Raw genomic sequence first — 17817 nt, forward strand, 5'->3', positions numbered from 1 at the left:
ACTGGGGGCGGAACCCCCTGGGCCCCGTTTGTGGCTATAAAAAAAAGGGGGTAATTTGTGATTTGTGCCTCGGTTTATTCGAATCCTCACCCCGGTTGTAGAGCAGAGCGGGTTCACGCATGGCACATTCCCAGGCGCAGTGCGCCGCGCTGGGCGAATGCGGATCCTCTCGCCATGCTGTCGTGAAACGATCCTGCGCGTCGATGTCCGCGACGAGGGGCGATGGCTGCCGGCATAATGCGCCGATGACCCATGGCATCCGACTGGTCGGCTTCGATGCCGACGACACGCTCTGGCGCAGCCAGGACTATTTCGACGAGGCGCAACTGGAGTTCGAGCGGATCGTCGGGCGCTATGTGGATCTGGCCGACGGTCGTGTCGCCGACGCGCTGTACGCGGTCGAGACCGCCAACATCGCGGTGTTCGGCTACGGCGTGAAAGGCATGGCGCTGTCGATGATCGAATCGGCGACCCAGATCACCGGCGGACGGATCACCTCGGCCGATCTCCATCGCATCGTCGAAATGGCCAAGGCGCTGCTGCGGCACCCGGTCGAACTGCTGCCCGGCATCCGCGACGCGGTGGCGGCCGTGGCCGAGCGCTTCGACGTGGTGCTGATCACCAAGGGCGACCTGTTCCACCAGGAAGCCAAGGTGCGCGACTCGGGCCTGTCGGACCTGTTTGGTCGCATCGAGATCGTCAGCGAGAAGGATGCCGCGACCTATGCGCGCGTGCTGGCCGAGTTCGATATCGATGCGCGGGCCTTCCTGATGGTGGGCAACTCGCTGCGCTCGGACATCGCGCCGGTCCTCGCCCTCGGCGGCTGGGGCGTCTACATGCCCTACCGCACGACCTGGGCACACGAGACCCTGGCCGACATCGTCGAAGGCCGCGAGCGCATGCGCGAGGTCGCCACGCCGGATCGTCTGCCCGAGGCAGTGGTCGACCTGGCGGCGCAGGCGATTGCATTGCGTTGAGCGCCTGATACACGCGCCGAACGGGCGTAACCGTTTCCAATTTGAATGCGTTGTTTACGCGGCATGGCGGCATCGGTGCAGCGCGCGAAATATTGCACGACGATTCATTTCGAACGCGGCATGTTGGGGGCACAGGCCGCCGCGGTGGCGGCCGCGTCGTGAGGAGAGACCGATGACATCCAACACCCTGACTCGCTGGATGTGGCCGGCCGCGTTGGCCACCGGCTTGGCCGCTACGCTGGCAGTGCCGACGCAGGCTCGCGCGAACGACGACCTCGTGCAGGTGATCGTGGACATCGCCGATGTCGTCATGCGGGGCGATACGGCCTACGACAGGCGCGGACGCTATCGCGACGACGATCGCCTGCGCGTGTCCTACGATCGCTACGGCCGGCCGGTGTACTACCGTACCGCGCCGCGCAGCTACGGCCGCCACCACCATGGTCCGCCGCGCTATGCCGCCGAGCGCCACCGCCACCATGAGCGCGCGCGTGGCCGGACCGAATGCGACCGCCGTGGCCGCTGCACCACGTACTACTACGATCCGCGCCAGGATCGGGGGCGTCGGGGCGGCTGGCGCTGAGGGCGTGATCGAGCATCAGCCCAACCGGGCGTGAGTCCAGCGATCGCCGCCTTCGGGCGGCGATCCGCGTTTCGGGGCTCGCCTCGTGGTCGTACGCGGCAAGGCCGATGGCGTCGCCGCAGGCTGCGATCAATCGGCGCGGTGCCGCGTGTCGTCGTTGCGCGGTACGTTGCGCAGGCTGTTCTCGGCGTCCTGGCCGACGCGCGTGGCCACGTGATCGAGTGCGATCCAGTAGGCGCCCAGGCCCAGTGCCACGACGCAGGCCACGATGCCCCAGCGCAGCACGCGCGGCGTGCGCGTGGTGGCTCGATGCGGCTCCATCTGCGGGTGTCCTCGCTTGCGGTGTTGGGCTATCGTCGGCTCTCGCGCGTCGCGGCGGCGTCGAAGCCGCGACACGATCCGACCTGATCCCGCCTCGAGTAACCGCCCGTGCGCCTGCCATCCGCTGCTGTGTGCCTGTCGTTCCTGCTGCTGGCCTGTGTCGCGTGTCCGGCATCGGCCCAGGATGCTGCGGCGGCCGCCGACTCTGCAGACGCTGTCGAAGACGCAGTGCCCGATCTTGGGACCGGCGATGCCTGGCTCGACACCTGGCTGGCGGATGTCGATCTGTATGCGGCGCGCTACCGGGACGCGTTCGTCGACGAGGTCGCGCGTTACCAGGTTGCGCCGCGGGCGCTGGTCGAACAACTGCTCGACGAGGCGGGCATGCGCGCCGGCGATGTCTACTTCGCCTGCGCCGTGGGTCGGGCGTTGGGGCGGTCCTGCCGGGAAATCGCCGCGCACTGGCGGCGCGATCGCAGCGGCGGTTGGGTCAGCGTGCTCGAGCGCCTCGATGTGCCGCCGGGCGGCGAGCCGGTCGTGCGGGTCAAGCGCGGCCTGGTGGCGAGCTATGACCGCTGGGCCCGACCGATCCGGCTCGATGCCTCCTTGCGGCGCGCGTTTCCCGACCGCGAGCCCTGACGACCACCGGCGCGCGGCCTGCGCGCGCCGGTGGTGACCTCAGCCGATGGCCAGCGTCTTGTTCTTGCGCTCGGCCAGGCGCTTTTCCAGGTAATGGATGTTCTGGCCACCCGCGTGGAAGCCCTGATCGCGCATGATCCGCTGCTGTAGCGGGATGTTGGTCTTGATACCGTCCACGACCATTTCCGACAGCGCCACGCGCATCCGGCAGATTGCCTGCTCGCGGTCGGCGCCGTGCACGATCAGCTTGCCGATCATCGAGTCGTAGTTCGGCGGCACCGCATAGCCTTCGTAGACATGCGTGTCGACGCGCACGCCCGGGCCGCCGGGGGCGTGGAAGTGCAGAATCGTGCCGGGCGAGGGCAGGAAGGTCTCCGGGTCCTCGGCGTTGATGCGGCATTCGATGGCGTGGCCGGTGAGCACCACGTCCTCCTGGCGGATCGACAGCTTGTGGCCCGAGGCGATCATCAGCTGCTCGCGCACCAGGTCGATGCCGGTCACCATCTCGGTCACCGGGTGCTCCACCTGGATGCGGGTGTTCATCTCGATGAAGTAGAAGCGGCCGTTCTCGTAGAGGAACTCGAACGTGCCCGCGCCGCGATAGCCGATGCGGATGCACGCATCCACGCAGACCTTGCCGATCTGCGCACGCGCCTCGGGCGTGATGCCCGGTGCGGGTGCTTCCTCGACGACCTTCTGGTGCCGGCGCTGCATCGAGCAATCGCGCTCGCCCAGATGGATCGCGCCGCCCTGGCCGTCGGCCAGCACCTGGATCTCCACGTGGCGCGGGTTCTCCAGGAACTTCTCCATGTAGACCATGTCGTTGCCGAACGCGGCCTTGGCTTCCTGCTTGGTCGTGGCGATGGCGTTGACCAGTGCCGCTTCGGTGTGGACCACGCGCATGCCGCGCCCGCCGCCGCCGCCGGCCGCCTTGACGATGACCGGGTAGCCGATCTCGCGCGCGATCTTGACGTTGGTCGCCGGGTCGTCGCCGAGCGGGCCGCCCGAGCCCGGCACGCAGGGCACGCCGGCCTCCTTCATCGCGCGGATCGCCTCGACCTTGTCGCCCATCAATCGGATGGTCTCGGCCTTCGGGCCGATGAACACGAAGCCCGACTGCTCGACGCGTTCGGCGAAATCGGCGTTTTCGCTGAGGAAGCCGTAACCAGGGTGGATGGCCTGGGCGTCGGTGACCTCGGCGGCGGCAATGATCGCCGGCATGTCGAGATAGCTGCGGTTGGACGGCGGCGGGCCGATGCAGACCGACTCGTCGGCCATCGCCACGTGCTTGAGGTTGCGATCGACGGTGGAATGCACCGCGACCGTACGGATGCCGAGCGTGTGGCACGCGCGCAGGATGCGCAGCGCGATCTCGCCCCGGTTGGCGATGACGACTTTTTCAAGCATCGGGGCGGCCTCAGCCGATCACGAACAACGGCTGATCGAACTCGACCGGCTGGCCGCTTTCGCACAGGATCGCGACGACCGTGCCGGAGGTTTCGGCCTCGATCGGGTTGAACATCTTCATCGCCTCGATGATGCCCAGCGTGTCGCCGGCCTTGACCTGCTGGCCGACCGACACGAATGCCGGCTTGTCGGGCGCAGGCGAGGCGTAGAAGGTGCCGACCATCGGCGATTTGGTGACCTGGCCGGGCGGCAGGTCGTCGCCGGCCTTGGGCGTGCCGCCGGTGGCGGCATCGACCGGGGAGCTCATCGGCATGACAGGCTCGGGCGCGCGCGGGGCGGGGGCCGCCGGGGCCGGGGCATAGGCCACCGGCGCGGCCGCAGCCGAGGTGCGCGACAGGCGGACCGATTCCTCGCCTTCCTTGATCTCGATCTCGGTCAGGTTGGACTCTTCGAGCAGGTCGATGAGCTTCTTGATTTTGCGGAGATCCATGCGGGCCTCGTGGTTGTCGGCGGAATGGCGGGCAGGCTTACAGCGCGCGAAGCTGCTGCAACTGCCCGATGCGAAGACGGGTGGGGTCGATCAGGCACGTCAGGCGGGCGTCGTTGCGAGAGCTGCCGCCGATGGCGAGGGCGTACGCTGCCGACAGCGGCCAGGCGGCCGCGATGCACGCCAGCAGCACGGCAGGTGCGGCGCCATGGTGCGTCATGCGGCAGGCTCCAGCCTGAGCAACGCGGCATCGAGGGCATAGCGGTAACTGTCTGCGCCGAAGCCGCAGACCACGCCGGTGGCCAGATCGCTGAAGTAGCTGGTGTGCCGGAATGGTTCGCGGCGATGCGGATTCGACAGGTGGATCTCGATGAACGGGATCGCGACCGCGGCCAGGGCGTCGCGCAGCGCGACCGACGTGTGGGTGAATGCCGCAGGGTTGAGCAGGATCATCGCGGTGCCGTCGCTGCGCGCCGCCTGGACCCGGTCGACGAGCACATGCTCGGCATTCGACTGCAGGCTGTCGATCGTGTGACCGGCGGCAGTCGCGCGCTCGCGCAGCATCGCGTCGATGTCGGCGAGCGTCGCATGGCCGTAGACCTCCGGCTCGCGCGTGCCGAGCAGGTTGAGGTTGGGGCCATGCAGGACGAGGATCGACGCCATCGGGCACCGGGTGCGGGAAGTGCGCGAAGTCTGCGTGATGTCTCCATTGCTGTCCAGTTCGCAGACGTTCGGCGATTTTAAACGGCCGTTTGATTTCGCCGCTCAGCGGGTGGCCCAGTCCTCGGTTTCCCCGTGCGCGAACGGGCCGATCCGCTGTTTGCGCACCCGCCCGTCGGCGTCGATCAGCACGGTGTAGGGCAGCACCCCGCGCGGATTGCCCAGACGCACGCCGGCATCGGCTGGCCCAGGGGCGTCGATCGCGATCGGGTAGGCGACCGGGATGCGTTCCAGGAACGTTCGGACGGCCTCGGCATCGTCGAGCGCGATGCCGAGCACTTGCACGCCGTCTGGGCCCTGTTGGCGGGCGAAGCGGTCGAGTTCGGGCATCTCCTCGATGCAGGGGCCGCACCAACTGGCCCACAGGTTCACCAGCAGCGGGCGCCCGGCATAGGCGTCGGGCAGTTGCAGCCGGCTGCCGTCGAGCAGCGCGATCTCGAAGCCGGGCACCGGCTCGCCGCGCCGGGCCACGGTCACGCCGGCGGGTGGCGGCTCGGCGGCGGCGACCAGCGCATCGTTGTACAGACGCTGGCCGGCCTCGGTGCCGAGCAGCGGGCCGGGGCCGGAGACGAACAGGCTGGCGAGCACGCCCAGTCCGCCGGCCACGATGGCGACCGCGATGATCGCCAGCGTGCCGCCACGCCGCGTCACTGTGCGGCGCCCGCGCGTTCGAGCGCGCTCGTCACCACCGCCTCGCTCAGCAGCGCCGGCAGCACCTCGCCCTCCCCGCCGCCGCGCGGGTAGACCACGTACAACGGGACGCCGACGGCGCCGTGCGCTTCGAGGAACGCGCCGATCTGCGGGTCGACGTTGGTCCAGTCGCCGACCATGTAGGTCGCCCCGGACCGGGTCAGGGCCTCGCGGAACGCTGGCTGGGACAGCACGCGGCGTTCGTTGGCCTTGCAGGTCACGCACCAGTCGGCGGTCATGTTGACAAACACCGGCGTCCCGGCCTCGCGCAGTGCCTGCAGGCGTTGCGCCGAGTACGCGACCTCATCGTCCGTATCGGTGGCCACTGCGCGGGGCGTGTCCGACGGTGCATAGCGCACCGCGTAGGCGGCCGGCAGCAGCGACACCAGCAGCAGGCCCAGCGCCAGCGCGCGCGAGACCATGCCGCCGGTCCAGCGACGCCGTTCGAACCACCACAGCGCGAGCGCGAACAGCACCAGACCGGCGAGCAGCAGCGTCATCGCGTTCACGCCCGACTGCCGTCCGAACACCCACAGCAGCCACAGCGCGGTCAGATACATCGGGAATGCCAGCGCCTGCTTGAACGTTTCCATCCACGCGCCTGGCTTGGGCAGGCGATCGGCGAGCGCCGGCACCAGCCCGATCAACAGGAACGGCAGGGCCAGGCCCAGGCCCAGCATCAGGAACACCGCCAGCGCGAGTGTCGCGGGCGCGGCGAACGCGTAGGCCAGTGCCCCGCCCATGAACGGGGCGATGCACGGGCTGGCGACCACGCAGGCCAGGACGCCGGTAAAGAAGTCGCCGCTGGGCCCGGTGCGCGCGGCCAGCGCCTGGCCGAGATTGCCGACCCGGCCGCCGAGCGTGAACACGCCCGACAGGCTCAGCCCGACTGCGAACATCAGATACACCAGCGCGGCCACGAACCAGGGTTGCTGCAACTGGAAGCCCCAGCCCAGCGCTTGGCCGGCGGCGCGCAGCGCCAGCACCAGCAACCCGACCGCCGCGAACGCGACCAGGACGCCGGCCGTGTACCACAGCGCATGTGCCCGGGCCCGCGCGCGACTGCCGCCGCTCTGCGCCAGGCCCAGCACCTTCAACGACAGGATCGGCAGCACGCAGGGCATCAAGTTGAGTACCAGGCCGCCGAGCAGCGCCAGCGCGAGCGCCGCCAGCAGGCCGGTGCGCGGCGCGGCGGGGGGGCGGGTGCGCGCGGCGTTGTCGGCGACCGCATCGCTGCCGGCCGCGGCGGCTGCGTTCGCGACGTCGTCGGAAGAAAGCGGCGCGGCAGGGGCGCTGGCGACGGGCGCTTGGGCCGCCTCGGCGGCGTCCGTCGAGCCGGCATCGGCGACCGGGGGGGCTGCAGCCGGCGTGGCCGCAGCGGCCGTCGTCGTGCCCGCAGGCAGCGCCACCGGGACGCGACGGGTCATCGGCGGGTAGCAGATACCATCGGTCTGGCAGCCCTGGAAGGTCGCCACCACCTCGACGTCGGCGGCATCGGGTCGACGGCGCAGCACCGGCAGCGGCACGTCGACCTGGTCGAAGTACACGGTCACCGCGCCGAAATGATCGTCGTGATGCGCCTTGCCGGCGGGCCAGCGTGGCTGGCCGGCGCGCAGACCCGACGCCCCCTCGATCGTGAAGCGATTGCGGTCCTGATAGAGGTAGTAGCCCGGCGCCGGGGTGAAGCGCATCAGAATGGTGTCGCCATCCTGCGCAATCGCCTCGAAGGCGAACGCGCGTTCGGCGGGCAGCGCATCGCCCGTCCCCGACAGCGCCCGCCCCAGCGCCGCAAAACCGGGGTCAGTGTCGCTTTTTGCAGCAGGCGACGTCGCATCAGTTCGCGAGAAAACCGACGCTGACCCCGGTGTTGGTTGGGGGAGAGCGACTTGGAGGGTACGGGTCTGCGGGGGGTAGCAGATGCCGGCGTCGGCGCAGCCCTGGTACTTGACCTGCAGTGCGACGCGGCGTGTGCCGGCGGCCGGGTGTCCGTCCAGGGTTGCGATCAGCCGACCGCGGTAGGTTTCGACTTCGCCGAAGAATTCATCGACGTGGCGGTGGCCATCGGGCAGCGCCAGCGTGCCGGCACCGAAGCTGCCGTCGGGCACCTGGGCCGCGGTGCGGTGTCGATACAGGTAGTAGCCGTCGGCGATCTTCCAGCGGATCTCGATCCGGTCGTGGGCGACCGCCGTGGCCGAGAGCGCCAGCGCCTCATCGACCGGCAGCACATCGTCGAAGTCGACGGCAGCGGCGGGCGACATCGTGCCCAGTAGCGCAGCCGCGAGCAGACCATGCCAGGTGCGGGACGCCTGGCGGCGGAGGGGCGCAGCCTGGGACAGGAGCGAGGCAGGGAAGAACGTACGCATCGCGGCAGTATCGCAGGCCGCCCCGCGCGATGCCCAACGCCAGGTTCAGTCCGCGTCGCCGGCCTCGATCGGTGCGGTCTCGGCCTCGACCCAGTGCAGGTAATCGGCCAGTCCGCCGGCGACCGGCAGCGCGACGAGCTCGGGGACGTCATAAGGATGCAGCGCCCGCAGCCGTTCGGTCAGCGCCTCGAGTCGGTCTGCGGTGGTCTTGATCACCAGCAGGACCTCGGCATCGGTCTGGACTCGGCCCTGCCAGCGGTAGATCGAGGTCACGCCCGGGACCAGGCTGACGCAGGCGGCGAGCCGGGCATCGACGAGCGTGCGTGCGATGCGCTGGGCCGAGGCCTCGTCCGGGCAGCTGTTGAGGCAAGTCAGCACAGGCATCCGGCCAAGGTATCGGTTCGGTGTCCATCGTGCACGCGGTATGCACGACGCCGGCGCGACGCTGCGTCGGCCAGTCAGGGATGGTCTATCCCGCTGGTGGGCAGTCCACGCGGATCACGATTAGTGAACTCGCCGGTATACTTACTTTTCCTCCCCCCTACGCTGTCTCGGCGGTCACCATGCGCCTTCGCTCGTCTTTCGTTCTCGCTGCCGGTCTCGCGCTGGCCGCGCCGCTTGCCGCTCAGGCGGCCTCCCCCATCGATGTCGGCGTCGGCGCCTCGGCCACGCGCGAGAATGAGACCACCGCGGTCGTCACTCTGGCGTGGTTGCCCGAGTGGCGGCGCACCGCCCATGGTGTGCTGCGCTGGGAGTTGGGCGGCGTCTACATCCAAGCGCGCGGCGATACCCGTTTCGATCTCGACGAGGACACCGGCGTGATCCATGGTGGCGCACGTTACGAGCGCGACAATGGGTTCACCGCCGGCTTCGGCGTTGGTGTGCAGATCGGCGAGACCGATGCGCTGTCGGGCAATCCGCAGTTCGTGAGCACCATCGGCTGGCGTTGGCAGCGATTCTCGCTGCTGGCCCGCCACATCTCCAACGCCAGCATCAAGCAGCCCAACGACGGCGAGACGATGCTCGTTGCCGCCTGGCGCTTCCGCTGAACCACTGCCGGAACGCACACCGGCCCTGGCGCTGCGCCGGGGTCTCGCGTTTCAACGGCCTCAAGATTTTTCTGCGCGGCCCCTTGTAAAGCCGCAGCGCGCACCCATCTCCCGTCGCGTCCCTGGCTTGCCAGGGTGCGTGCGCCGCGCGTTCTGGCAGTCCCCATGGGCGAGTGCTAGAATTCGGGCCCGTTTTCTTCACAATCAATCACTTAGAGAGGGTTGGAATGAGCAATCTCAAGCCGCTGTACGACCGCGTCGTGGTCAAGCCCGTCGAGGCCGAAGAGAAGACTGCCGGCGGCATCCTGATCCCGGACAACGCCAAGGAAAAGCCCACCAAGGGCGAAGTCGTCGCCGTCGGCGAAGGCAAGGCCCTGGACAACGGCAGCGTGCGCGCGCCGAAGGTCAAGGTCGGCGACATCGTGATCTACGGTCAGTACTCGGGCAGCGCCTACAAGGCCGAAGGCATCGAATACAAGATCGTGAAGGAAGACGACATCCTCGCGATCGTCGGCTGATCGAAAGCGGGGGCGTCAGGCCTCGCGAGTGGGGAATCGAGGCGGTCAACGCCCATTTTCGCGCCTCGCGAATCGTCCGCGTCCTGCGCTTTTCCAAATCCCTAATCCCCTATTTCAATTCCGGAGTTTTCAATGGCTGCTAAGGAAATCCGCTTCGGCGAAGACGCGCGCTCCAAGATGGTGCGCGGCGTCAACGTGCTCGCCAACGCCGTCAAGGCGACCCTCGGCCCGAAGGGCCGCAACGTCGTGCTCGAAAAGAGCTTCGGCGCGCCGACGATCACCAAGGACGGCGTGTCCGTCGCCAAGGAGATCGAACTGGCCGACAAGTTCGAGAACATGGGCGCGCAGATGGTCAAGGAGGTCGCCTCCAAGACGTCCGACAACGCCGGTGACGGCACCACGACCGCGACCGTGCTCGCCCAGGCGTTCATCCGCGAGGGCTCCAAGGCCGTCGCCGCCGGCATGAACCCGATGGACCTCAAGCGCGGCATCGACAAGGCGGTGCAGGCCGCCGTCGCCGAGCTCAAGAACCTGTCCAAGCCGACGGCCGACGACAAGGCGATCGCCCAGGTCGGTACGATCTCGGCCAACTCCGACGAGTCGATCGGCACGATCATCGCCGACGCGATGAAGAAGGTCGGCAAGGAAGGCGTGATCACGGTCGAGGAAGGCTCGGGCCTGGAGAACGAGCTCGACGTCGTCGAGGGCATGCAGTTCGACCGCGGCTACCTGTCGCCGTACTTCGTCAACAACCAGCAGTCGCAGACCGCCGATCTCGACGATCCGTTCATCCTGCTGCACGACAAGAAGATCTCCAACGTCCGTGACCTGCTGCCCGTCCTCGAGGGCGTGGCCAAGGCCGGCAAGCCGCTGCTGATCGTCGCCGAGGAAGTCGAGGGCGAGGCTCTGGCCACGCTCGTCGTCAACACCATCCGCGGCATCGTCAAGGTCGTGGCCGTCAAGGCGCCGGGCTTCGGCGACCGTCGCAAGGCGATGCTCGAAGACATGGCCGTGCTGACCGGCGGCACCGTGATCTCCGAGGAAGTGGGTCTGTCGCTCGAGAAGGCGACGATCAACGACCTGGGCCGCGCCAAGAAGGTGCAGGTCTCCAAGGAGAACACCACGATCATCGACGGCGCCGGCGACACCGGTTCGATCGAGTCGCGCATCAAGCAGATCAAGGCGCAGATCGAGGAGACCTCCTCGGACTACGACCGCGAGAAGCTGCAGGAGCGCGTGGCCAAGCTGGCCGGTGGTGTGGCGGTGATCAAGGTCGGCGCCTCGACCGAGATCGAAATGAAGGAGAAGAAGGCCCGCGTCGAAGACGCCCTGCACGCCACGCGCGCAGCCGTCGAGGAAGGCGTGGTCCCCGGCGGTGGCGTCGCGCTGATCCGCGCGCTGGCTGCGATCTCCGATCTCAAGGGTGCCAACGAAGACCAGAACCACGGCATCGCGATCGCGCTGCGTGCGATGGAAGCCCCGCTGCGCGAGATCGTGACCAACGCCGGCGAAGAGCCGTCGGTCATCGTCAACAACGTCAAGGGCGGGACCGGCAACTACGGTTACAACGCCGCCAATGGCGAGTACGGCGACATGGTCGAGTTCGGTATCCTGGACCCGACCAAGGTCACCCGCACCGCGCTGCAGAACGCCGCGTCGATCGCCGGTCTGATGATCACGACCGAAGCGATGGTCGCCGAGCTGCCGAAGAAGGACGAGCCGGCGATGCCGCCGGGCGGTGGCATGGGCGGCATGGGCGGCATGGATTTCTGATCCAGCGCCTGCGTCGTATCGCGACACCCCGGACCCCCGCGCAAGCGGGGGTCTTTTTGTTTGGGCCGGTCCTCCTGGGGCAGTGGCGGCATGGCGCCACCGCCCCGTCGGCGTCGCGTGTTCGGCGCCGTCACCCGCCATCGGCGATGCTGTCGGCATGACGACCACGACCGCTTCCTGGCTCCGCGCGCACCGGCGAGGGGTGCGCCTGGGCGTGACCCTGCTCGTGGCGCTGTACCTGCTGTATCTGATCGCGGCCAACGTGCTGCTCAACAGCGCGCTGGGCGAACGCCTGGTCAATCGCAAGCCCGAGCGCTACCACGCGCAGTGGTCCTGGGCGATGAGTCTGTATCCCGGACACATCCACGCGCGCGACGTGGTGATGGGCGGGCATGCCCGCACCAATCTGTGGACCGCCGCCACGCCGCGCGCCGACGGCCGGATCAAGCTGTTGCCGCTGCTGTGGCGCGAGGTCGCGTTCGGCACCATCCGCGCGCAGGATGTGTCGGTCCACGTCGCACGCACGCCGCACGACATGCCGACCACTGTGCGACCGGGCCAGAAGCCCTGGACGTTGCGCTTCGATGCGATCACCACGCCGAGCCTGTTGCGCTTCGACTTCTACCAGGCCCGCGTGACCGGGCACGGCGACGCCCGATTCGTGTTCGAGAAGCAGTTGCAGGGCGGGCCGATGGCGGTCGGGCATTCGACACTGCGCATGCCCGACGCGACCCTGCGCGTGGGCGACGTGGCGCTGCTGCGCGAGGGCGCTCTGGACTTCGAGATCGCGATGCCGGCCCACATCCGGGAACAGGCGCAGGGCGTGGAGAAGCTGGTGCTGGTCGATCTGCGTCTACGCGTCGACGGCCCGGCGCCGGGCGTTGACCTGGTCGCGCGCAACGACGATGCACTGCCGATCGGGACCGCTGCGAGCTCCGGACACCTGCGCGCCGACCTACGGCTCGAGCGCGGCGTCCTGATGCCCGGCAGCCGGCTGGACTGGTCGGCGCCGGTGTTCTCGCGCGGCGCGGACGGGACGGCGTTGCGCCATCCGCTGGGCGTCGCGCTACGGACCGCGCCCGATGCGATCGCGCTCGCGGCCCGGGTGCCGGCACCTTCGACCGGTACGCCCTGGCTGCGCGCGGACCTGCGCGTCGACGACCGCAGGCTCGGTCCGGACGACTGGCTGCGTCCTCTGCGTGCACTGGGCGGTACCGTGGAGACGCAGTGGCCGGCGGTGCCCCTGCGCTGGGTCGACGTGCTGCTCGACGACGTCGACTGGCTGTCCTTCGATGGACGGGCCGACCTCGAGGCTGCCCTCGCGCTGCAGCATGGGCAGCTACGGCCCGGAAGCCGGATCGACGTGCGCGACGCGCGCGTACGGGCCCGGGTGCTCGACAACCGGCTCGAAGGGGCCGCGCATGCCGCGATGCGCATGGAGGCGGCCGAGGACGAAGCGCCCCGGACCACAGTCGCGATCGAGATGGATCGCTTCACGTTGGCGCCCGAGGCCTCGCCTGAGCGTGTCGATCTGCGCGGGCGCGACCTGCGCCTGGATCTTGCATCCAGCGGCCCGCTGGCCGAATTCCACGAACGGCTGGAGGCGCGCCTGCGGTTCGACGATGCGCAGGTGCCGGACCTGCGCAGCTTCAACCGCTATCTGCCCGGGGACAGCGCACGCCTGCTGGGCGGCAGCGGACAGGCGAGTGGCGACCTGCGCCTGGACAACGCCGGCGAAATGGCCAGCGGGCGCCTGCAGGTGCGTGGCAGCGGGGTCCGGGTGGCGCTCGGGCCCTCGCGGCTGACCGGCGACGTGGCGCTCGACAGCCGCCTGACGCGGGCACAGAAGACAGGACGCCACTACACGATCGATTCGGTGGCCGCGCGCCTAGACGGCGTGCGGATGGAAGGCGAGTCGAGTGGGAAAGCGTCGCCGTGGTGGGCGCGTCTGGCGCTCGAGCAGGGCACGCTGCAATGGCGCGAGCCTTTTGAGGTGACCGGGCGCGGCCAGGTCGACATGCGCGACATCAGCGTGCTGCTGGGCCTGTTCGCCGAGCGTCGCGTGCTGCCGCGCTGGATCGGCAACCTGGTCGACGCCGGCCAGGTCCATGCGACGGGCGACTTGCGCATGCGCGACAAGGAACTGGTGTTCGATCGCATCGAGGCGCGCAATGACCGGGTTGATCTGAAGGCCAGGCTGCGGATCGACGACGGCCATCCTGCGGGCGATCTGTACGCGCGCTGGGGCGTGCTGGGGCTGGGCGTGGAGCTGCAGGGCGGCGAGCGCACGCTGCATATCGCCGGCGCCCGCGACTGGTACGAGGGGCGGCCGCCGCTACTGCCCAGGTGAGGCCGGGATGCGATGGTCGCAGATGCAACCGTCGCATTGCCGGGTTCGACGTGCTATCACTGGCGCCATGAACCGCGTCGCCGCCTTCTATCGTTGGTATTGGTTTCCCACGCCCCCGGCGGTGGAAGGCCTGCGCGTACCCTGACGATCTCGGTTCACACGCATCCCTGAAAGCCGCCAGCGACCCTGGCGGCTTTTTTCATGCCCGTTCTCCCGCTTTCTTCCAGGATCTTTCCGCATGCCCCCCGATACCGACGACCTGCGTATCCGCGACCTGCAGCCGCTGACACCTCCGATGCAGCTGTTGGCCGAGTTGCCCTGCGACGAGGCGATGTCATCGACGGTCACCGATGCCCGTGCGGCCTGCCATGCCATCCTCCACGGCCATGACGACCGCCTGATCGTCGTCGTGGGCCCGTGCTCGATCCACGACCCGGTCGCGGCGATGGACTACGCGCATCGCCTGCGCGCGCTGCGCGACACGCACGGCGATGCGCTAGAGCTGGTCATGCGCGTGTACTTCGAGAAGCCGCGTACGACGATCGGCTGGAAGGGGCTGATCAACGATCCCGATCTGGACGGCAGTTTCCGCATCGACCGCGGGCTGCGGCTCGCGCGCAGCCTGCTGCGCGACGTCAACGCCCTGGGCTTGCCGGCCGGCGTGGAGTTCCTCGACATCATCAGCCCGCAGTACCTCGCCGACCTGGTCGCGTGGGGCGCGATCGGCGCCCGTACCACCGAGAGCCAGGTGCATCGCGAGATGGCGTCGGGGCTGTCGTGCCCGGTCGGCTTCAAGAACGGCACCGGCGGCGACGTGCGCATCGCGGTCGATGCCGTCGGCGCGGCCTCCCACTCCCATCATTTCCTCGCCGTGGGCAAGGACGGCCGCTGCGCGATCGCCGCCACCGCCGGCAACCTGGATTGCCATGTGATCCTGCGCGGTGGCGTGCGGCCCAACTACGACGCGGCCAGCGTCGAGGCCGCGGCCCAGGTACTGGTCGCCAGCGGCCTGCGCCCGGCGCTGATGGTCGACGCCAGCCATGCCAACAGCGGCAAGAATCCCGACAACCAGCCCGCGGTGATCGCCGACATCGCCGACCGCATCGCTGCCGGCGAGCGGCGCATCATAGGGACGATGATCGAAAGCCACCTGGTCGCCGGCAAGCAGCCGCTCGCCCCCGGCCGGGCGCTGACCTACGGCCAGAGCATCACCGATGGTTGCATCGACTGGGCCACGACGGTCGACGTACTCGACCGGCTGGCCGACGCGGTCCGGACCCGCCGAAGCCGGGCCGACGCCCAGGCTGCGTGAGCGCCGCCTGGGCGACGTCAGTGCGCGCGATCGTGCGCTGACGCGCTCAGGCGGTGCTGCCGGCCGCCATGCCCGATGCCCAGGCCCACTGGAAGTTGTAACCGCCCAGCCAGCCGGTCACGTCGAGAACCTCGCCGACGAAGTACAGCCCCGGCGCGTGCCGCGATTCGAGCGTGCGCGACGACACCGCCTGGGTGTCGACGCCGCCGAGCGTGACCTCGGCGGTGCGGTAGCCCTCGGTGCCGCTGGCGACCAGCGGCCAGGCCTGCAACAGCGCCGCGGTGTCGTGCAGTTGCGCGGGTGTGTACTGCCGCATCGGCCGGCTCGCCAGCCACACCTCGCACAGCCGCTGCGCGAACCGGCGCGGCATCACGTCGGCCAGCACGGTCCGCAGTTCGGATGCCGGACGCTCGGCCTGCTGCGCCTGCAGCCACGCCAGCGCATCGCGGCCCGGCAGCAGGTCCAGGCGCAGGTCGTCGCCGGGCTGCCAATAGGAAGAGATCTGCAGGATCGCCGGGCCGCTGAGGCCGCGATGGGTGATCAGCATGCGGTTGCGGAACGCGGCGCCGTTGCAGCCGGCTTCGACGTCGAGTGCGACGCCCGACAGCTCGGCGAGCCGCTCTTGGTGCTTGCCGCTGAGGGTCAGTGGCACCAGGCCGGCACGCGTGGGGAGCAGGGCATGCCCGAACGCGCGTGCGATCTCGTAGCCGAAGCCGCTCGCGCCCAGGCTCGGGATCGACAGCCCGCCGGTCGCCACGATCAAGGAAGCGCAGTGCAGCGTGCCGATCGCGGTCTCGAGCCGAAAGCCGCCCTCGACTGCGCGCGGCAGCTGCACCGCGCAATGCGTGCGGACCTGCACACCAACGGCCTGCGCCTCGTCGAGCAGCATGCGCACGATCTGCTTCGAAGACCCATCGCAGAACAACTGCCCGAGCTCCTTTTCGTGCCAGGCGATCCCGTGGCGGTCGACCAGATCGATGACATCCTGCGGCGTGTAGCGCGCCAGCGCGGACTTGCAGAAGTGCGGGTTCGACGACAGGTACTGCGCTGGCGTGGTGCCGGTGTTGGTGAAGTTGCAGTGGCCGCCGCCCGACATCAGGATCTTTTTGCCGACCTTGTTGGCGTGGTCGAGCACCAGCACGCGGCGACCGTGCTGGCCGGCCGCGATCGCCGCCATCAACCCGGCCGCGCCCGCCCCCAGGACGATCACGTCCGGATCCTGGCGGGGCGGGGCGGCGGGGGCGGGATCGGACATCGGGGCGGCACGGCGGAGAGCGGGGGGCGCAGTCTAGGCGGTCCGCCGCCTCGACGCCTCGGCGGTGAGGCGGAGCGGTCTCCGCACGGCGCTCACACGGCGCTCAATAGGCTGCGCCATCTTTCTCGATGATGCAGCCATGGATCTCAAGAGCGGCTATCCGTTCTGGGCCGTCCGCAACGGCCTGATGCATGCATTCCCCAAGCTCGATCAGGACCTGCGGTGCGACGTGCTGGTGATCGGTGGCGGCATCACCGGGGCGCTGATCGCCGACGAACTGGCGGCGCACGGGCACGAGGTCGTCGTGCTCGAGCAGCGCGATGTCGCCTGGGGCAGCAGCGCGGCGAGCACCGCACTGCTGCAGTACGAGATCGATACCCACCTGGTGGACCTGGCGCAGCGCTACGGCGAAGACGACGCGGCGCTGGCCTACCGCGCCTGCGGCGAGGCGATCGACCTGCTCGCCGGCATCGCCCGCGACGTGCGCGATGTCGACTTCGAGCGTACCGGCAGCCTCTACTACGCCAGCCGGCAGCGGGACGTGTCGGCGCTGCGGGACGAGTACGTCGCACGGCGTCGGCATGGGTTCGACATCGAGTACCTCGACGGGCCCACGGTGCAGGCGCGCTACGGGTTCGAAGCGCCGGCCGCGTTGCTCAGCGCGCAGGCCGCCCAGGTCGATCCCTATCGCTTCGCCTCGCGGCTGTTGGCGCGGCTGGCCCGGCGCGGCGCTGGCGTCTATGACCGCAGCACGGTCGTGGACCTGCAGGCGCGCAGCCGCGACGTGCTCGCGACGACCGACGCCGGCACCCACGTCCGTGCGCGTCATGTCGTCGTCGCGGCCGGTTACGCCAGCCAGCACTGGCTGCCCAAGCGCGTGGCGCGCAACCGCAGCAGTTACGCCTTCGTCACCGATCCCTTGGACGACGCCTTGCCCGAGCGGCTGGCGCGGTTGCTGGTCTGGGAGACGGCGCGGCCGTACCTGTACCTGCGCACCACTGGCGACCGCCGCTTGCTGATCGGCGGCGAGGACGACGCGGTCGACGTGCCCGCCCGCCGCGATGCGCGCGTCGACAAGAAGGCGCGCCGGCTGATGAAGCGGGTGCAGTCCCTCTGGCCGGCGCTCGATCTGCAACCGACCTTCGCCTGGGCCGGCACGTTCGCCGAAACCGAAGACGGCCTGCCGTTCTTCGGCCCGCATCCGGCGACCGGCCCGCGCGTGCATTACGCGATGGCCTACGGCGGCAACGGCATCACCTATTCGATGCTCGGTGCCGGCCTGTTGCGCGCCGGCATCGAGCGTCGTCGCCATCCGCTGGCCCGGTTGTTCGCGTTCGACCGGCTGGATTGACGCTCGCGCATCGCGCCGCCGA

At 69.3% G+C, this 17817-nt stretch carries 18 protein-coding genes; 9 read left to right on the forward strand and 9 right to left on the reverse strand.

Annotated features, from left to right (window positions below):
* The first annotated feature begins 245 nt into the window (after positions 1-245).
* A complete protein-coding gene (locus tag ABE505_RS11210; RefSeq protein WP_346442881.1) occupies positions 246-977 on the forward strand; it encodes an HAD family hydrolase in 732 nt (243 codons plus the stop codon).
* A 172-nt stretch (positions 978-1149) separates the two neighbouring features.
* Entirely contained in the window at positions 1150-1560 is a 411-nt protein-coding gene (locus ABE505_RS11215) for a hypothetical protein (protein WP_346442882.1), read from the forward strand.
* Positions 1561-1689: 129 nt separating this feature from the next.
* Here ABE505_RS11215 and ABE505_RS11220 read toward each other — a convergent pair whose 3' ends face one another.
* Entirely contained in the window at positions 1690-1881 is a 192-nt protein-coding gene (locus ABE505_RS11220) for a hypothetical protein (RefSeq protein WP_346442884.1), read from the reverse strand.
* Positions 1882-1989: 108 nt separating this feature from the next.
* Here ABE505_RS11220 and ABE505_RS11225 point away from each other — a divergent pair, with 108 nt between their 5' ends.
* The gene (locus ABE505_RS11225; protein WP_346442886.1) at positions 1990-2520 is read left to right on the forward strand and encodes a hypothetical protein; all 531 of its coding nucleotides are present in this window, start codon (positions 1990-1992) and stop codon (positions 2518-2520) included.
* A 39-nt stretch (positions 2521-2559) separates the two neighbouring features.
* Here ABE505_RS11225 and accC read toward each other — a convergent pair whose 3' ends face one another.
* The 7 genes from accC to cutA form a co-directional block, all read right to left on the reverse strand.
* The gene (accC, locus tag ABE505_RS11230; RefSeq protein WP_346442887.1) at positions 2560-3927 is read right to left on the reverse strand and encodes an acetyl-CoA carboxylase biotin carboxylase subunit; all 1368 of its coding nucleotides are present in this window, start codon (positions 3925-3927) and stop codon (positions 2560-2562) included.
* A 10-nt stretch (positions 3928-3937) separates the two neighbouring features.
* Positions 3938-4417, reverse strand: a complete 480-nt coding sequence (accB, locus tag ABE505_RS11235) for an acetyl-CoA carboxylase biotin carboxyl carrier protein (RefSeq protein WP_346442889.1) — start codon at positions 4415-4417, stop codon at positions 3938-3940.
* A gap of 37 nt (positions 4418-4454) precedes the next feature.
* Positions 4455-4634: a hypothetical protein gene (locus ABE505_RS11240; RefSeq protein ID WP_346442891.1), complete on the reverse strand. Its 180-nt coding sequence runs from the start codon at positions 4632-4634 to the stop codon at positions 4455-4457.
* Positions 4631-5077: a type II 3-dehydroquinate dehydratase gene (aroQ, locus tag ABE505_RS11245; RefSeq protein ID WP_346442892.1), complete on the reverse strand. Its 447-nt coding sequence runs from the start codon at positions 5075-5077 to the stop codon at positions 4631-4633. Before aroQ ends, ABE505_RS11240 begins: the two co-directional genes overlap by 4 nt.
* Positions 5078-5179: 102 nt before the next feature.
* Positions 5180-5785, reverse strand: a complete 606-nt coding sequence (locus ABE505_RS11250; RefSeq protein ID WP_346442894.1) for a TlpA disulfide reductase family protein — start codon at positions 5783-5785, stop codon at positions 5180-5182.
* Positions 5782-8082, reverse strand: a complete 2301-nt coding sequence (locus ABE505_RS11255; protein WP_346442895.1) for a protein-disulfide reductase DsbD — start codon at positions 8080-8082, stop codon at positions 5782-5784. Before ABE505_RS11255 ends, ABE505_RS11250 begins: the two co-directional genes overlap by 4 nt.
* A 150-nt stretch (positions 8083-8232) precedes the next feature.
* On the reverse strand, positions 8233-8571 hold the full coding sequence (gene cutA, locus ABE505_RS11260; RefSeq protein ID WP_346442897.1) for a divalent-cation tolerance protein CutA: 339 nt from the start codon (positions 8569-8571) through the stop codon (positions 8233-8235).
* 179 nt (positions 8572-8750) lie between these two features.
* Between cutA and ABE505_RS11265 the strand changes: the two genes are divergently transcribed.
* The 5 genes from ABE505_RS11265 to ABE505_RS11285 all read left to right on the forward strand — a co-directional run bounded on the left by ABE505_RS11265 (position 8751) and on the right by ABE505_RS11285 (position 15189).
* The gene (locus ABE505_RS11265; RefSeq protein WP_346442899.1) at positions 8751-9236 is read left to right on the forward strand and encodes an acyloxyacyl hydrolase; all 486 of its coding nucleotides are present in this window, start codon (positions 8751-8753) and stop codon (positions 9234-9236) included.
* A gap of 227 nt (positions 9237-9463) precedes the next feature.
* On the forward strand, positions 9464-9754 hold the full coding sequence (gene groES / locus ABE505_RS11270) for a co-chaperone GroES (RefSeq protein WP_183427860.1): 291 nt from the start codon (positions 9464-9466) through the stop codon (positions 9752-9754).
* A 132-nt stretch (positions 9755-9886) separates the two neighbouring features.
* The gene (groL, locus tag ABE505_RS11275; RefSeq protein WP_346442902.1) at positions 9887-11527 is read left to right on the forward strand and encodes a chaperonin GroEL; all 1641 of its coding nucleotides are present in this window, start codon (positions 9887-9889) and stop codon (positions 11525-11527) included.
* Between the two features lie 157 nt (positions 11528-11684).
* On the forward strand, positions 11685-13877 hold the full coding sequence (locus tag ABE505_RS11280) for a hypothetical protein (RefSeq protein WP_346442904.1): 2193 nt from the start codon (positions 11685-11687) through the stop codon (positions 13875-13877).
* Positions 13878-14115: 238 nt separating this feature from the next.
* Positions 14116-15189, forward strand: coding sequence for a 3-deoxy-7-phosphoheptulonate synthase (locus ABE505_RS11285; RefSeq protein ID WP_346442906.1), 1074 nt, complete (start codon positions 14116-14118; stop codon positions 15187-15189).
* Positions 15190-15235: 46 nt separating this feature from the next.
* Here ABE505_RS11285 and ABE505_RS11290 read toward each other — a convergent pair whose 3' ends face one another.
* Positions 15236-16444 (reverse strand): NAD(P)/FAD-dependent oxidoreductase, encoded by a 1209-nt coding sequence (locus ABE505_RS11290; RefSeq protein ID WP_346442908.1) that lies wholly within the window; start codon positions 16442-16444, stop codon positions 15236-15238.
* A 139-nt stretch (positions 16445-16583) separates the two neighbouring features.
* Here ABE505_RS11290 and ABE505_RS11295 point away from each other — a divergent pair, with 139 nt between their 5' ends.
* A complete protein-coding gene (locus ABE505_RS11295; RefSeq protein ID WP_346442910.1) occupies positions 16584-17795 on the forward strand; it encodes an FAD-dependent oxidoreductase in 1212 nt (403 codons plus the stop codon).
* Positions 17796-17817: the final 22 nt, after the last annotated feature.

Origin of the sequence: Luteimonas sp. TWI382 (assembly GCF_039674545.1) — a bacterium.
Taxonomy (GTDB): domain Bacteria; phylum Pseudomonadota; class Gammaproteobacteria; order Xanthomonadales; family Xanthomonadaceae; genus Luteimonas.

What these genes read in the sequence shown, in the direction of transcription:
- ABE505_RS11210 (WP_346442881.1), top strand. Translation starts at nt 246, where the DNA reads ATGACCCATGGCATCCGACTGGTCGGCTTCGATGCCGACGACACGCTC.
- ABE505_RS11215 (WP_346442882.1), top strand. Translation starts at nt 1,150, where the DNA reads ATGACATCCAACACCCTGACTCGCTGGATGTGGCCGGCCGCGTTGGCC.
- ABE505_RS11220 (WP_346442884.1), bottom strand. Translation starts at nt 1,881, where the DNA reads ATGGAGCCGCATCGAGCCACCACGCGCACGCCGCGCGTGCTGCGCTGG.
- accC (WP_346442887.1), bottom strand. Translation starts at nt 3,927, where the DNA reads ATGCTTGAAAAAGTCGTCATCGCCAACCGGGGCGAGATCGCGCTGCGC.
- accB (WP_346442889.1), bottom strand. Translation starts at nt 4,417, where the DNA reads ATGGATCTCCGCAAAATCAAGAAGCTCATCGACCTGCTCGAAGAGTCC.
- ABE505_RS11240 (WP_346442891.1), bottom strand. Translation starts at nt 4,634, where the DNA reads ATGACGCACCATGGCGCCGCACCTGCCGTGCTGCTGGCGTGCATCGCG.
- aroQ (WP_346442892.1), bottom strand. Translation starts at nt 5,077, where the DNA reads ATGGCGTCGATCCTCGTCCTGCATGGCCCCAACCTCAACCTGCTCGGC.
- ABE505_RS11255 (WP_346442895.1), bottom strand. Translation starts at nt 8,082, where the DNA reads ATGTCGCCCGCCGCTGCCGTCGACTTCGACGATGTGCTGCCGGTCGAT.
- cutA (WP_346442897.1), bottom strand. Translation starts at nt 8,571, where the DNA reads ATGCCTGTGCTGACTTGCCTCAACAGCTGCCCGGACGAGGCCTCGGCC.
- ABE505_RS11265 (WP_346442899.1), top strand. Translation starts at nt 8,751, where the DNA reads ATGCGCCTTCGCTCGTCTTTCGTTCTCGCTGCCGGTCTCGCGCTGGCC.
- groES (WP_183427860.1), top strand. Translation starts at nt 9,464, where the DNA reads ATGAGCAATCTCAAGCCGCTGTACGACCGCGTCGTGGTCAAGCCCGTC.
- groL (WP_346442902.1), top strand. Translation starts at nt 9,887, where the DNA reads ATGGCTGCTAAGGAAATCCGCTTCGGCGAAGACGCGCGCTCCAAGATG.
- ABE505_RS11280 (WP_346442904.1), top strand. Translation starts at nt 11,685, where the DNA reads ATGACGACCACGACCGCTTCCTGGCTCCGCGCGCACCGGCGAGGGGTG.
- ABE505_RS11285 (WP_346442906.1), top strand. Translation starts at nt 14,116, where the DNA reads ATGCCCCCCGATACCGACGACCTGCGTATCCGCGACCTGCAGCCGCTG.
- ABE505_RS11290 (WP_346442908.1), bottom strand. Translation starts at nt 16,444, where the DNA reads ATGTCCGATCCCGCCCCCGCCGCCCCGCCCCGCCAGGATCCGGACGTG.
- ABE505_RS11295 (WP_346442910.1), top strand. Translation starts at nt 16,584, where the DNA reads ATGGATCTCAAGAGCGGCTATCCGTTCTGGGCCGTCCGCAACGGCCTG.